Source organism: Janthinobacterium sp. B9-8 (genome assembly GCF_000969645.2).
GTDB lineage: Bacteria > Pseudomonadota > Gammaproteobacteria > Burkholderiales > Chitinibacteraceae > Iodobacter.
Genome location: NZ_CP014222.1, coordinates 2,890,753 through 2,905,298 on the forward strand (window position 1 = coordinate 2,890,753; position 14,546 = coordinate 2,905,298).

At 49.4% G+C, this 14,546-nt stretch carries 15 protein-coding genes and 1 tRNA gene; all 16 read right to left on the reverse strand.

Annotation, left to right across the window (positions count from 1 at the left end):
* Positions 1 to 18 precede the first annotated feature (18 nt).
* Positions 19 to 1,518 carry an NADH-quinone oxidoreductase subunit M gene (locus VN23_RS13010; protein WP_046352276.1) on the reverse strand — a complete coding sequence of 500 codons (1,500 nt, stop codon included), beginning with the start codon at positions 1,516 to 1,518 and terminating at the stop codon, positions 19 to 21.
* 87 nt (positions 1,519 to 1,605) lie between these two features.
* Positions 1,606 to 3,651 (reverse strand): NADH-quinone oxidoreductase subunit L, encoded by a 2,046-nt coding sequence (gene nuoL, locus VN23_RS13015; protein WP_046352277.1) that lies wholly within the window; start codon positions 3,649 to 3,651, stop codon positions 1,606 to 1,608.
* 16 nt (positions 3,652 to 3,667) lie between these two features.
* On the reverse strand, positions 3,668 to 3,973 hold the full coding sequence (nuoK, locus tag VN23_RS13020) for an NADH-quinone oxidoreductase subunit NuoK (RefSeq protein WP_046352278.1): 306 nt from the start codon (positions 3,971 to 3,973) through the stop codon (positions 3,668 to 3,670).
* 12 nt (positions 3,974 to 3,985) lie between these two features.
* Positions 3,986 to 4,621 carry an NADH-quinone oxidoreductase subunit J gene (locus tag VN23_RS13025; RefSeq protein ID WP_046352279.1) on the reverse strand — a complete coding sequence of 212 codons (636 nt, stop codon included), beginning with the start codon at positions 4,619 to 4,621 and terminating at the stop codon, positions 3,986 to 3,988.
* Positions 4,622 to 4,729: 108 nt separating this feature from the next.
* Positions 4,730 to 5,218, reverse strand: a complete 489-nt coding sequence (gene nuoI, locus VN23_RS13030; protein ID WP_046352280.1) for an NADH-quinone oxidoreductase subunit NuoI — start codon at positions 5,216 to 5,218, stop codon at positions 4,730 to 4,732.
* A 12-nt stretch (positions 5,219 to 5,230) separates the two neighbouring features.
* A complete protein-coding gene (nuoH, locus tag VN23_RS13035; protein WP_046352281.1) occupies positions 5,231 to 6,286 on the reverse strand; it encodes an NADH-quinone oxidoreductase subunit NuoH in 1,056 nt (351 codons plus the stop codon).
* Positions 6,287 to 6,298: 12 nt separating this feature from the next.
* The gene (gene nuoG / locus VN23_RS13040) at positions 6,299 to 8,596 is read right to left on the reverse strand and encodes an NADH-quinone oxidoreductase subunit NuoG (RefSeq protein ID WP_046352282.1); all 2,298 of its coding nucleotides are present in this window, start codon (positions 8,594 to 8,596) and stop codon (positions 6,299 to 6,301) included.
* Positions 8,597 to 8,618: 22 nt separating this feature from the next.
* Positions 8,619 to 9,908, reverse strand: coding sequence for an NADH-quinone oxidoreductase subunit NuoF (nuoF, locus tag VN23_RS13045; RefSeq protein ID WP_046352283.1), 1,290 nt, complete (start codon positions 9,906 to 9,908; stop codon positions 8,619 to 8,621).
* Positions 9,908 to 10,381, reverse strand: coding sequence for an NADH-quinone oxidoreductase subunit NuoE (nuoE, locus tag VN23_RS13050; RefSeq protein ID WP_046352284.1), 474 nt, complete (start codon positions 10,379 to 10,381; stop codon positions 9,908 to 9,910). Before nuoE ends, nuoF begins: the two co-directional genes overlap by 1 nt.
* Complete coding sequence (locus tag VN23_RS13055; RefSeq protein ID WP_046352285.1) at positions 10,381 to 11,637, reverse strand: NADH-quinone oxidoreductase subunit D; 1,257 nt, start codon at positions 11,635 to 11,637, stop codon at positions 10,381 to 10,383. The genes nuoE and VN23_RS13055 overlap by 1 nt, the downstream gene beginning before the upstream one ends.
* Complete coding sequence (locus tag VN23_RS13060; RefSeq protein WP_046352286.1) at positions 11,627 to 12,211, reverse strand: NADH-quinone oxidoreductase subunit C; 585 nt, start codon at positions 12,209 to 12,211, stop codon at positions 11,627 to 11,629. Before VN23_RS13060 ends, VN23_RS13055 begins: the two co-directional genes overlap by 11 nt.
* Before the next feature lie 13 nt (positions 12,212 to 12,224).
* Positions 12,225 to 12,755 (reverse strand): NuoB/complex I 20 kDa subunit family protein, encoded by a 531-nt coding sequence (locus VN23_RS13065; RefSeq protein WP_046352287.1) that lies wholly within the window; start codon positions 12,753 to 12,755, stop codon positions 12,225 to 12,227.
* A 4-nt stretch (positions 12,756 to 12,759) separates the two neighbouring features.
* Positions 12,760 to 13,128: an NADH-quinone oxidoreductase subunit A gene (locus VN23_RS13070; protein ID WP_046352288.1), complete on the reverse strand. Its 369-nt coding sequence runs from the start codon at positions 13,126 to 13,128 to the stop codon at positions 12,760 to 12,762.
* A gap of 75 nt (positions 13,129 to 13,203) precedes the next feature.
* Positions 13,204 to 13,288: transfer RNA gene (locus VN23_RS13075), tRNA-Leu, on the reverse strand.
* A gap of 36 nt (positions 13,289 to 13,324) precedes the next feature.
* Positions 13,325 to 13,645: a preprotein translocase subunit SecG gene (secG, locus tag VN23_RS13080; protein ID WP_046352289.1), complete on the reverse strand. Its 321-nt coding sequence runs from the start codon at positions 13,643 to 13,645 to the stop codon at positions 13,325 to 13,327.
* A gap of 52 nt (positions 13,646 to 13,697) precedes the next feature.
* The gene (gene tpiA, locus VN23_RS13085) at positions 13,698 to 14,408 is read right to left on the reverse strand and encodes a triose-phosphate isomerase (protein WP_046352290.1); all 711 of its coding nucleotides are present in this window, start codon (positions 14,406 to 14,408) and stop codon (positions 13,698 to 13,700) included.
* Between the last annotated feature and the right edge of the window lie 138 nt (positions 14,409 to 14,546).

Here is a 14,546-nt window from a genome sequence, read left to right on the forward strand (position 1 = left end):
ATCCCCGACTATCGCGAATCAGTGCAATTTGCTCTGTGAAACATGCCAGATCAAATCATTAACCGACACATGCATCACATCCACAAATGGCTTCGGATACAGACCCATGCCAAGCACGGCAAGGGCTAACACAGCAAGGATCAGGAATTCACGCGAGTTAACGTCTTTCAGATGCTCAACATGATCATTGGCGACTTCACCGAATAACACCCGTTTGTACATCCACAGGGTATAGGCAGCACCAAAAATCAAGGTTGTAGCGCCCGCAAAGGCGTACCAGAAGTTCACTTGCACCGCGCCCAGAATCACCATAAATTCACCGGCAAAACCAGAAGTACCCGGCAGACCCGAATTGGCCATTGCAAATAGCATCATAAAGCTGGCGAAGATCGGCATTTTATTAGCCACGCCGCCGTAATCGGCAATCTTGCGGCTATGCACTCGGTCGTACATCACACCAATGCAGAAGAACATTGCGGCAGAAACAAAACCGTGCGAGATCATTTGCAATAAAGCGCCTTCAACCGCGTACTGGTTCAGCTGTGTACCACCGGCAAACATAAAGAAGCCCAGTGTTACAAAACCCATATGCGAGATCGAAGAATAAGCCACCAGCTTTTTCATATCGGTTTGCACAAGAGCAACTAAACCGATGTAAATCACCGCCACCAGAGACAGCACCACAAATACCCATGCGTATTCACGCGCGGCATCAGGGGCAATCGGCAGAGCAAATCGCAAGAAACCGTAAGCACCCAGCTTCAGGGTAATCGCCGCCAACACCATCGAACCACCGGTAGGCGCTTCAACGTGAGCATCAGGCAACCATGTGTGAACAGGCCACATCGGCACTTTCACGGCAAAGGCAAAGAAGAAAGCAATCAGTACCAATGTCTGTGCTGTCATGCCCAATGGCAGTCGTTGGAAATCAGCGATTTCAAAACTACCACCGGTTTGCTGATACAGGTAAATAAAGCCAACCAGCGTCAACAATGAACCAAGCAGGGTGTAAAGGAAAAATTTAATCGACGCATACACACGACGCGGGCCGCCCCAGATACCAATAATCAGGTACATCGGAATCAGCATCGCTTCAAAGAAGACATAGAACAAGATTGCATCCATGGCTGCAAAAGCGCCATTAATCAAGCCCGACATAATCAGAAAAGCAGCCATATACTGTGCAACACGCTTTTCAATAACCTGCCAGCCTGCAAGGATAACCATCAGGGTGATAAAGCTATTTAAAATCACAAATAGCATCGAAATGCCATCAACCCCAAGATGGTAGTTGATATTAAAAGATTCAATCCAAGGCTTCATTTCTTCGAACTGCATGCCGCCGTGCAAAGACTCAAATTGCGTATACAGCGGAATGGTTACCAAGAAACTTAGCAAAGCGCCGACCAGCGCCAACCAGCGCGCCGCCGTGGCGTTTTTGTCCCCGCCTGTCGCGAGTACTACAAGGCCTGCCACGATCGGCAGCCAGATCGCGAGGCTTAGAAGATTACCCGTCATAGTCAACCTACTTGTTAATTTAATTCGTAAGGGAGATTCGATCTATTTAAGACCTTCCCCCCCGATTCCCGGCAAGATGCCGGCTTTTTAGGCCAGCAGGCCAGCAATCCACCATGTCATCAGACCAATTGCACCGATAATCATGGCAAAAGCGTAATGGTAGATATAACCCGTTTGCAATTTACGCGCTGCTGCGGCAAACAAGCCCACCACCTTAGCCGTACCATTGACAAGCAAGCCATCAATAATGAAGGTATCGCCTACTTTCCAGAACAAAGTACCCAGCACTCGGCCACCTGCGGCAAAACCATTGATATACAGGTGATCCATGTAGTACTTCTCATCGAGTAATTTCTTGATACCGATTGAGGTAAAGAAACGATCGCATGCCGCAGGAATACTTGGCTTCACCAGATAGAAATACCAAGACACCACCACACCCGCTAATGCCAGCAAGAATGGCAAGGTAGTCAGCGAATGGATACCCATTGCCACTGCACCATGGAATTCTTCTTTCATGACTTCCATTGCAGGATGCGCTTCATGATTTACAAAAATCACACCCTTGAAGAAATCCCCATAAAGCATAGGATCAATCGCAAAGTAACCAATCACCAGCGACGGAATCGCCAGCATCACCAAAGGCAAAGTAACAACCCAAGGCGTTTCATGCGGTTTCTGCCCCGGAGCCAAGCCATGGTGGTGTTCATCAGCATGATGATCATCGTCATGTGCAGCACCGTGGCCGTGATGATCATGCGCTTTACCAAAACGCTCTTCGCCGTGGAACACCAAGAAGTACATACGGAAAGAGTAGAAAGCCGTTACAAACACACCTGCCACAACCGCGAAGTAAGCAAAACCAGCGCCTGGCAGATTAGAAGCGTGTACCGCCTCAATAATCGAATCTTTAGAGTAGAAACCCGACAAGAACGGTGTGCCGATCAATGCCAAGGAGCCAATCAAAGAAGTAATCCAGGTAATCGGCATGTATTTACGCAAGCCACCCATTTTGCGGATGTCCTGATCGTGATGCATACCAATAATCACCGAACCCGCAGCAAGGAATAACAGCGCTTTAAAGAAGGCGTGTGTCATCAGGTGGAATACCGCCACCGAGTAAGCCGATGCACCTAAAGCAACCGTCATATAACCTAGCTGCGATAGTGTTGAATACGCTACAACGCGCTTGATATCGTTCTGGATAATCCCGAGGAAACCCATAAACAGCGCGGTAATTGCACCAATCACCATCACGAAATTCAGCGCAGTATCGGATAGCTCAAACAATGGCGACATACGTGCCACCATAAAGATACCTGCCGTCACCATCGTTGCCGCGTGAATCAGAGCGGAAATCGGAGTTGGGCCTTCCATCGAATCCGGCAACCAGACATGTAACGGGAACTGAGCCGATTTACCCATCGCGCCAATAAACAGCAAGATGCAAGTGACCGACAACAAAGACCAAGTGACATTGGGGAACAAGCTGATGGTGGCATCTTTTAACTCAGGTGCTTTAGCAAACACATCTGCGTAATCAAGCGAGCCAAAGTAAGCCAGTACCAAGCCAATCCCTAATAGGAAACCAAAGTCACCTACGCGGTTCACTAAGAAAGCCTTCATATTGGCAAATGTTGCCGTAGGCTTTTTGAACCAGAAACCAATCAAGAGGTAAGAAACCAGACCCACCGCTTCCCAACCAAAGAAGAGCTGAACGAAGTTATTCGCCATCACCAGCATCAGCATCGAGAACGTAAATAGCGAGATATAACTAAAGAAGCGCTGATAGCCTGGATCTTCTGACATATAACCGATGGTATAGATATGCACCATCAAGGATACAAAAGTCACCACACACATCATCATTGCGGTGAGCTTATCAACCAAGAAACCAACGTTAAAATCAACGCCATTAACAGTCAGCCAAGTGTAAACCGTGCCGTTAAAGTTATCACCGCCTGAAACCAAGTGGTTCAGCGTATAAGCCGACAACAAGAAGGACACCGCCACACCACCAATGGTCACGACGTGCGATGCACGTCGTCCAATCGCCCAACCAAACAGCCCTGCGACTAGCGCACCAAATAACGGCGCCAGCGGGATTAAGAGATAAATCGTTTTCATATCCATTTGTAATCCAGTCCCCTTAACCCTTCAGGCTGTCGAGATCTTCGACGTTGATCGAACGCAGATTGCGGAATAACACAATCAGGATCGCGAGCCCAATGGCCGCTTCTGCCGCGGCTACCGTCAAGATAAAGAATACGAAAACCTGCCCTGCTGAATCGCCTAAAAACTGCGAGAAAGCAATAAAGTTCATATTCACCGCAAGCAACATCAACTCGATCGCCATTAAAAGCACGATTAAGTTTTTACGGTTCATAAAGATACCGAAAATACTGATGGCAAATAAACAAGCCGCCAGCACAAGATAATGCGTCAACTCAAGCATAGAAACTCTTCCTTAGGCAGCCGGTTTATCATCACTTGCAGGAACATCTGCAAGCACTTTCACTTCCGCGGCCATCTTCACGATACGCAGACGATCACTGGCTTTAACACGAACTTGATCACCAGGATTGATGTACTTAGTGCTCTTACGTTTACGTAGCGTCAGAGCAATGGCGGCAATCATACCCACCAACAAAATCACCGACGCTAGCTGAAATGGTAAGAAGTACTGGGTGTAAATCAAACGGCCTAACTCATGTACATTGCTGTAACCAGCAGGGCGCTCAACCAGCGCTGCGCCTTCTAGCTGGCTTGCGCCATGCGTAATAACCAGCGTCATTTCTACCAACATCGTGCCAGCGACCACGCCTGCAACCGGAGCAAATTTCCAGAAGCCTTTACGCAGCTCCTCAAAATTAATATCCAGCATCATCACCACAAACAGGAACAGCACCATGACTGCACCCACATAAATCAGCACAAGGGAAACAGCAAGGAATTCGGCTTTCATCAACATCCACAGCATGGCTGCAGTGAAGAAAGACAGAATCAGCAGCAAAGCAGCTTGTACCGGATTTTTGGTACTCACAACACCCAGTGCAGAAGCCAGCAGCACAAAGGCGAAGAAACTAAATAGTGCAATTGTCATTGGACACCTATCAATATTTGACCTTTAACAGTCGATAAAAAACGTAGCGGAAAATCCAAGGGAAAGCCAAGCTGCCCTTGGAGTTCGCAGTAGTTTGGTATCGAGCTATTAGCGGTATTTGGCATCTTGCGCTTTACGTTCAGCAATTTCGCTCTCGTACTTATCACCTACAGCCAACAACATTGGCTTGGTGTAGTAGAGGTCGCCCCGTTTTTCGCCGTGATATTCAAGGATATGCGTTTCCACGATGGCATCCACCGGGCAAGCTTCCTCACAAAAGCCACAGAAAATACATTTGGTCAGATCGATGTCGTAACGCGTGGTGCGACGTGTACCGTCCTCGCGCTTATCTGACTCAATCACAATCGCTTGAGCCGGGCAAACTGCTTCGCAAAGCTTACAGGCGATACAACGCTCTTCACCATTGGCGTAGCGACGTTGTGCGTGCAAACCGCGAAAACGCGGGCTGTACGGTGTTTTTTCTTCTGGGAACTGCACGGTGATCTTGGTCTGGAACATATGGCGGCCGGTAAGCATCAAGCCTTTTACCAGTTCCACGAGCAAGAACGTTTTAAAGAAATAAGCAATTTTTTCCATAACGGTTCCTGTTTATTTCCCTAGCGGCCAGATTGAGAACGGCGTCTGCATCCAAGCGCCCACGACCACAATCCAAATCAAGGTGACCGGGATGAAAATCTTCCAACCCAAACGCATAAGCTGATCGTAACGATAGCGAGGGAAAGTAGCGCGGAACCACAAGAAGCAGAACAGCATAAAGGCTACTTTTAATACCCACCACAGTACCGATGGCGTGCCCAAAATACCCCAGCTTGCAGGGAACGGGCTTAACCAGCCGCCAAGGAACATGATCGATGTCATTGCTGAAATCAAAATCATATTGGCGTATTCGGCAAGGAAGAACAGCGCGAAGCTCATGCCCGAGTATTCGACCATGTGACCCGCAACAATTTCTGATTCACCTTCGGTTACGTCAAATGGCGCACGGTTGGTTTCAGCCACACCAGAAATAAAGTACACAACGAACAAAGGCATCAAGGGGATCAGATTCCACGAAAGAATCGAGCCACCCGCCATACCTTGGCCTTGTTGATTGACGATTTCGGTCATATTTAAGCTGCCCGAAACCATCATCACACCCACCAAGGCAAAGCCCATTGCCAACTCATAAGAAATCACCTGAGCCGCAGCGCGCATTGCACCAAGGAAGGCATATTTAGAGTTAGAGGCCCAGCCCGCCAGAATCACACCGTAAACGCCCATCGAAGTGATGGCCATCACGTAGAGCAAGCCAACATTCACATCCGATAAAACATAGCCAGGATAAAACGGCACCACGGCCCAAGCCGCCAGTGCCGGTACCAGAACCATAATCGGCGCTAAAAAGAACAGACCAGTGCTGGCAGCAGATGGAGAAATAATTTCTTTCAGCAGCAGCTTTACACCGTCAGCAATCGGTTGCAGCAAACCAAACGGACCAACCCGATTCGGGCCGATACGAATCTGCATATAACCGATGACTTTACGCTCGGCCAATGTCAGGTAAGCCACCGCGCCCATCAAAGGCGCAACGATGCAAACAATCTTGATTAAGGTCCAGAGGACAAACGCGATCTCTGCGCCAAACCACCCTTGTAACATTTCCATATTGGGCGCCCTTTAAGCTTTAGAAACCGAGAGACTATCGAACATGCCTGCGAGCTCACGCGTCGCAGCATGCGCTGTAGCCACACGAATCACATTGTCTGCAAGGCCAGCATCCAGCTCAGCAAACAGCGATGCGGCTTGACCGCCCTGCTCTACTCGCGCCAGATCATTTGTTGCCAAACCTAAAGCCGCCAGTGTTGCCGCATTGGCTTTCAGCGCCGGAGCAGCTTGAGTCGCTTGCAAGCTTGGCGCACGACGAACCAAGGTATCTGCCTGATACATCGCCACTTCACCTAAGCGAACCAGACCGGAAGCGGCCTGAGCTTTAACTGCCACAGCAGCTACGGCTGCATTATTCAAGCGGGCAGCAGTATCACCTAGCAAGGCTTCATCACGAATCTGTTCTGACGATTCGTAATCAAAGCCATTAAAACCAAGCACATTGCCTAAGACGCGGAATACTTTCCAGGCCGGACGAGTCTCTCCTAATGGACGTACCACACCGTTAAAGCTTTGTGGCTTACCTTCCATATTGACGAAAGTACCGGAGGTTTCTGAGAACGGTGAGATCGGCAAGATCACATCGGCAAAATCTAGCGCACAGCTATTAAATGCCGACATCACCACGACCATTTCAGCCGCTTTCACTGCCGCCAAAGCTTGTGCGCCGTTGTGCGTATCAAACTCGGTTTCAGCATTTAAAAGAACATAAGCTTTTTTCGGGGAAGCGAAGACATTGCCACCCACCGTTGCACCGATCAGCTGAGCGCCCACGGTATTCGCCGCTTCGCTCATCACACCCAGTGTTGCGCCAGTTAGCTCGGCCAATGCAGCAGCTGCCGCGTGTAATTCTGCAGCGCGTGGATTGTGCGTTGCGATATTACCTAGCAATACGGCCGATTTACCGGTCAGGGTTGCGGCAATAGCGCGAGCTGAATCAGTCACTTCAACGCCAGCCAAATCGATATTCGCAGGAGTGGCCTTGCTTGAGTCTGCTTCAACAACAGCCTTAATCACGGCCAACACGCCTTCCACCAGCTGATCTGGGCGTACGACAGATTGTGCGGCTACTTTAGTCAGCAAATCATCGCTATGCACATTCACTAAGGAAAGCTTCAAGCCTTTCTTAACCGATTGACGCAGGCGCTGTGCCAACAAAGGCTGTTCTTGGCGTAATGATGAACCCACCACTAGCACCGCTTCAGATGCAGCCAAATCAGCAATCGATTGGCCCAAGTAAGTCGCGCCCACAGTATTCAGGCTGAAGTCTGCATTGCGTAAGCGAGTTTCGACACTTTCTACGCCTAAACCTGCCATGAGTTTACGCAGCATAAACAGCTCTTCAACCGTACTGTTTGGCGTTGCCACGGCAGCCACCGATGCAACACCGTGATCTGCAACGACTTGTTTTAAGCCGTTCGCCACGTATTCAAGTGCAGTCTGCCAATCAGTCACTTGCCAAACGCCGCCTTGCTTAATCATTGGCTTTTGCAGGCGATCTGCGCCGTTTAGGGCTTCGTAAGAGAAACGATCACGATCGGCCAACCAGCATTCATTAATGGCTTCGTTTTCTAGCGGTAATACACGCATCACCTTGTTGTTTTTCACTTGCACAACAAGATTGGAACCCAAGCCATCATGTGGGCTAACAGACTTGCGACGGGATAATTCCCATGTACGTGCTGAGTAGCGGAAAGGCTTGCTGGTCAGTGCGCCAACCGGGCAAAGATCAATCACATTGCCGGAAATTTCCGATTTAACTGTCTTGCCAATAAAGGACATGACTTCGGTAAATTCACCGCGACCTGCCATACCCAATTCCTGGAAACCGGCAATTTCTTCGGTAAAGCGAACGCAGCGGCTGCAATGAATACAACGCGTCATATCAGTAGAAATCAGCGGGCCAAGGTCTTTATTGGCGACAACGCGTTTTTCTTCTGTATAGCGGGAGCCGGATTGGCCGTAGCCTACCGCTAGATCCTGCAACTGACATTCGCCACCTTGATCGCAAATCGGGCAATCGAGTGGGTGATTAATCAGTAAGAATTCCATCACCCCCTGCTGCGCCTTCACGGCCTGATCAGAGTGGGTCCAGATTTTCATCCCGTCGGTGACGGGGGTTGCACAGGCAGGTAAAGGCTTAGGCGCTTTCTCAACCTGAACAAGGCACATACGGCAGTTTGCGGCTATAGACAGCTTTTTGTGATAGCAAAAATGCGGGATATGCACGCCAACCGAATTGGCTGCGTCCATTACCGTGCTACCACCTGGCACTGTCAGTTTCTTACCGTCGATTTCAATTTCCAGCATGCTCTACTCAATGGCTATTGAATCAAACCCAAGCCTGCAACGCAGTCTTGTGTTCGATAAGGTATTCGAATTCGCTACGGAAGTGCTTTAGCATTCCGCGCACCGGGAAAACAGCTGCGTCGCCGAGGGCACAAATGGTTCGCCCTGCGATGTTATTACCGACACTGTCTAAGAGTTCCAAATCTTCCGGAACGCCATGACCCTGTGCGATACGATGAACAATGCGATACAGCCAGCCGGTGCCTTCACGACACGGCGTACATTGGCCACACGATTCTTCGAAGTAGAAGTAGGACAAACGCTCTAGCGCTTGCACCATATTGACAGTTTCGTCCATCACGATCACCGCACCCGAACCCAACATCGACCCCGCTTTAGCGATCGAATCGTAGTCCATGGTGCATTGCATCATGATGTCAGCAGGCAAGACCGGCGAGGATGATCCACCTGGAATAACCGCTTTGAGTTTTTTGCCATCACGCATACCGCCACATAATTCCAGCAGCTCTGAAAACGGCATGCCGAGCGGCACTTCGTAATTTCCGGGGCGATTTACATGGCCAGAAACCGAAAATAACTTGGTGCCACCGTTATTAGGTTTACCTAGCTCAAGGAATTTCTGCCCGCCTTCGCGGATAATGTAAGGTACGGAGGCAAACGTCTCCGTATTATTAATAGTTGTTGGCTTACCGTAGAGGCCATAGCTAGCAGGGAAAGGAGGCTTAAAACGAGGCTGGCCTTTTTTGCCTTCCAAGGATTCAAGCAGCGCCGTTTCTTCACCGCAAATATAAGCACCGTAGCCATGATGCGCATGCAGCTCGAAGCTAAATTCTGAACCCAGAATTTTATCGCCTAAAAAGCCTGCCTTGCGTGCTTCTTCGAGTGCTTCTTCGAAACGCTCGTAAGCTTCAAACACCTCTCCATGGATATAGTTGTAACCCACGGTAATGCCCATAGCGTAAGCACCAATAATCATGCCTTCGATCAGCGCATGCGGATTAGACACAATAATGTCTAAATCCTTAAAGGTGCCCGGCTCGCCCTCATCAGTATTACAAACGAGGTATTTTTGCCCAGGGAAGCTCCGTGGCATAAACGACCACTTCAAGCCGGTAGGGAAGCCCGCACCGCCACGGCCACGCAGGCCAGAAGTTTTCATTTGCGCAATAATTTCATCCTGAGTGATATTTTCACTCAGGATTTTTTTGAGCGCATCATAGCCACCACGCTTAACGTATTCGTTAATGCGCCAGCAGTTAGGATCTTCAAAATTGACGTCATCAAATACAACGCCGGTTGTGTAGACGGTCATTATTCGAGCTCCGCCAGTTTCTTATCGATCGCCTCAGGCGTCATATGACTGCACATGGCGTGGTTATTCACCAGCATCACCGGTGCGTAACCACAGGCGCCCATGCACTCCCCTTCCTTCAGCGTAAACTTACCATCGGCGGTGGTTTCATTAAAACCAATGCCCAGCTTTTGCTTAATGTAATGCGCCGCAGTATAGCCGCCCGAAAGTGCACAGGGCAGATTGGTACACACGGTGATTTTGTGCTTACCAACTGGCTTTAAATCGTACATATTGTAGAAAGTAGCTACTTCAAGCGCCATCATTGGCGCAATGCCAAGATAGTTAGCTACAAATTCGATCATGTCATTGCTGAGGTAGCGATGCTCGGTCTGCGCAATACGCAGCGCCCCCATCACGGCAGAGCGCTTGTGCTCTGCTGGGTATTTCGCTACTTCACGATCAATCAATGCTAGGGATTGAGTAGTTAACATCAGCGATCAATCTCCCCGAATACAACGTCCTGTGTACCGATAATAGCCACCACATCAGACAGCATATGACCACGCGCCATTTCGTCTAAGGATGCTAAGTGGGCAAAACCCGGCGCACGAATTTTCATTCGATACGGTTTATTTGCACCATCGGACACCATGTAGATACCAAACTCGCCCTTAGGATGCTCAACCGCGGCGTAAGCTTCGCCCTCTGGAACGTGCATCCCTTCGGTAAACAGTTTGAAATGGTGAATCAGCTCTTCCATATTGGCTTTCATACCACCACGTGAAGGCGATGCCACTTTATGATTATCTACAATCACAGGGCCCGGATTGGCTTTCAGCCATGCCACGCACTGCTTGATAATGCGGTTGGACTGGCGCATTTCTTCAACGCGAACCAAATAGCGGTCATAACAATCGCCGTTTTTACCAACAGGAATATCAAAATCAAGAGCACCGTAAACTTCATACGGTTGTTTCTTACGCAAATCCCACTCCACACCTGAGCCACGCAACATGGGGCCAGTCAGCCCCAACGCTAGAGCGCGTTCAGGAGTGATAATGCCAATACCCACGGTACGCTGTTTCCAAATACGGTTATCTGTCAGCAGGGTTTCGTATTCATCCACATAAGTCGGGAAACGATTGGTGAAGTCTTCGATAAAATCGAGTAAAGAGCCTTCACGGTTACCATTTAATTTTTTGATCGCAGCGGCATTACGTACCTTAGAAGCTTGGTACTGCGGCATTTGATCAGGCAGATCACGGTAAACGCCACCCGGGCGATAGTAGGCCGCATGCATACGTGCGCCTGACACTGCTTCGTAGCAGTCCATCAAGTCTTCACGCTCACGGAAGGCGTACAAGAAGATAGTCATCGCGCCACAGTCAATGCCGTGCGCACCAATCCACATCAGGTGATTCAGAATACGAGTGATTTCGTCAAACATCACGCGGATATACTGAGCGCGTAGTGGTACTTCTAGTCCCACCATTTTTTCAATCGCCATACAATAGGCGTGCTCATTACACATCATCGATACGTAATCAAGCCGGTCCATGTATGGCAGGGATTGAATATAGGTTTTTGATTCAGCTAATTTTTCAGTGCCACGGTGTAAAAGACCAATATGTGGGTCAGCCCGTTCAACCACTTCACCATCAAGCTCAAGCACTAGGCGAAGTACGCCGTGCGCGGCAGGGTGTTGGGGCCCGAAGTTAAGCGTGTAGTTACGGATTTCAGCAGCCACCGTAGTTCTCCTCGCGGATGATACGCGGTGTTGTTTCTCGCGGATCGATAGTGACAGGCTGGTAGATAACACGGCCCTGTTCTGGGTCGTAACGCATTTCTACATAGCCAGAAAGCGGAAAATCCTTGCGGAAAGGATGACCAACAAAACCATAATCGGTCAGGATGCGACGTAAATCAGGGTGCCCCTGGAACATAATGCCGAATAAATCGAACGCTTCACGCTCAAACCAATTCAGGCCAGGCCAAACCGAAACCATAGACGGCACAACCGGGAAATCATCATCGGTACAGAACACGCGCACACGCAAGCGCACATTGTGTTTGTAAGACAAGAAGTGATATACCGCTGCAAAACGGTGGCCTTCCCATACTGCGTCTTTGTAAGTGCTGTAATCCACACCACAGACATCCAGACAGGATTCAAAGTGCAATGCGGCATCATCACGCAAAGCTAAAGCCACTTCGGACCAGACCGCTGCCGGCACTTCGATAGTGACTTCATCCAGAGCACAGACCAGCTTGGCAATATTTGCGCCACCTGCCTCACCCAGAACGGCCTTCAGGCTGTCCATCAGGACGCTAAGTTTACGATCCACTGTTTACCCTCTCACTCGCCAATACACCTGAACGCGCAATCGTGTTAGTACGCTTAATCTTATTCTGTAGCTGAATGATGCCGTAAAGCAAAGCTTCAGCAGTCGGCGGACAGCCCGGCACATAGATATCAACCGGCACAATGCGATCACAGCCACGGACAACAGAATAAGAGTAATGGTAGTAACCACCACCATTGGCACAGGATCCCATCGAGATCACCCAACGTGGCTCTGGCATCTGGTCGTAGACCTTACGCAGCGCAGGCGCCATCTTATTGCAAAGCGTTCCCGCAACAATCATCAAGTCAGATTGGCGCGGGCTTGGGCGGAACACGATACCGAAACGATCCAAGTCATAGCGCGCTGCGCCTGCATGCATCATTTCTACCGCGCAACAGGCCAGACCAAACGTCATTGGCCACAAAGAACCCGTGCGCGTCCAATTAATGACGGTATCCAGCGATGTGGTTACGAATCCTTTTTCTGAGGACCCAACACTTTCTAAGGATTGAGGATTCATTTCATTACTCCCATTCCAGTGCGCCCTTCTTCCATTCAAAGATAAAACCCACCACCAGTACGGTGAGGAAAATCATCATTGCAAGGAAGCCGAACATGCCGAGCTCTTTGAGCACAACAGCCCATGGCACAAGGAAGGCCACTTCGAGATCAAATAAGATAAACAGGATTGCAACGAGGTAGTAACGCACATCAAACTGCATGCGCGCGTCTTCGAAAGCTTCGAAGCCACACTCGTAAGGCGAGCGTTTTTCAGGATCAGGCCGATTGGTCCCGAGAATCTTGCCCACCCCCCAGCCAAGAACCAGCGGGGCTACGCCCACCAAGAGTCCTACAGCCAGAAACATCAGGATGGGGAAATAGTTAGCGAGCATGGCACTCCCCAGATTTGAAGGTTAAGGATATTTTTATATGTTGTATTCGCCCACATTGCGCGGGCGTTTTGAATCTGGTGCCGACAGAGAGACTCGAACTCTCACAACCGAAGTCACTACCCCCTCAAGATAGCGTGTCTACCAATTTCACCATGTCGGCATTAAAAACAAATTAATTATCCAAAATATTAAAAGCTTATTCCGGAATTTTACTCGGCTGTGCAGGCTGCTGTACCGCTGGTTTTTGCGTGCTCATCACACCCAAATCAGACTTCTTCGATGGGCTAACCAGCAGCACCAGAGCGAGGCAACTTGCGAAAAACAGCGTCGCTGTAACCGCAGTAGTACGGCTTAAAAAATTAGCCGAACCTGACGAGCCAAACAGACTACCCGCTGAGCCACTGCCAAAAGCAGCGCCCATATCGGCACCCTTACCGTGCTGCATCAGTACCAAAACGATGGTAGCGATCGCTGAAACCACGTTCAAAATGAGCACGAGTGATTGAATAAGTTCCATTAATTTCTCATTTCTATGCGGCGCGCATTCTAGCCGTTTTTGCTTACTTTGACTAGCGCGCTGCCATGCAGATTTCTAAAAACTCGGACGCTGATAAAGCGGCTCCGCCAACAAGTACACCATCTACCCCATCCACCGCCAACACCTCTTCAGCATTACTGCCTTTTACACTGCCGCCGTACAACACGCGGGTGCGAGGTTCTAAAGTTTCTTTGATAAATGCATGCATTTCAGCAATTTGCTCAGATGTTGCAATCACGCCGGTACCTACCGCCCATGATGGCTCGTAAGCAACGGCATAAAGCCCAATCGGCAAACCGCGTAATACGGCTAATTCTGCAGCAATAATTTCTTTATGCCGGCCACTGGCACGCTCTTCTGCATCCTCCCCAACGCAATAAACAGGGAAAAGACCCGCATCTAAGCAAGCACGCAACTTACGCGCGGCATTTTCGCTGCTCTCGCCAAAGTAACGGCGACGCTCTGAATGCCCCACAATAACCAGCTCGCAACCAATGTCAGCCAGCATAGAAGCAGAAACCGCTCCTGTGTAAGCCCCAACATGATACTCGCTGACGTCCTGAGCACCAACCTGAACCTGACTATCTTTCAGTAAACTTTTGGCCAACATGACATAAGGATAAGGAATACATACTGCAACATTCGGCCCCAGCTTGGCGCGAGCCAACTCGGGTAATACCGAACGAACCTTACCGATGCTGCCATGCATCTTCCAGTTACCAATCACAAGCTGTCTTGTCATACGACGTGAAGCGCCCACTTCAAAAGTCCCAGATTGTATTCCCACCCCTACCCCCAGTCAAACCGAGCCATTCGGTTTATTGATTTATGAAACTTGCAAACCTACACTATTGAGACTTGTAATATTTCAGCAACAATC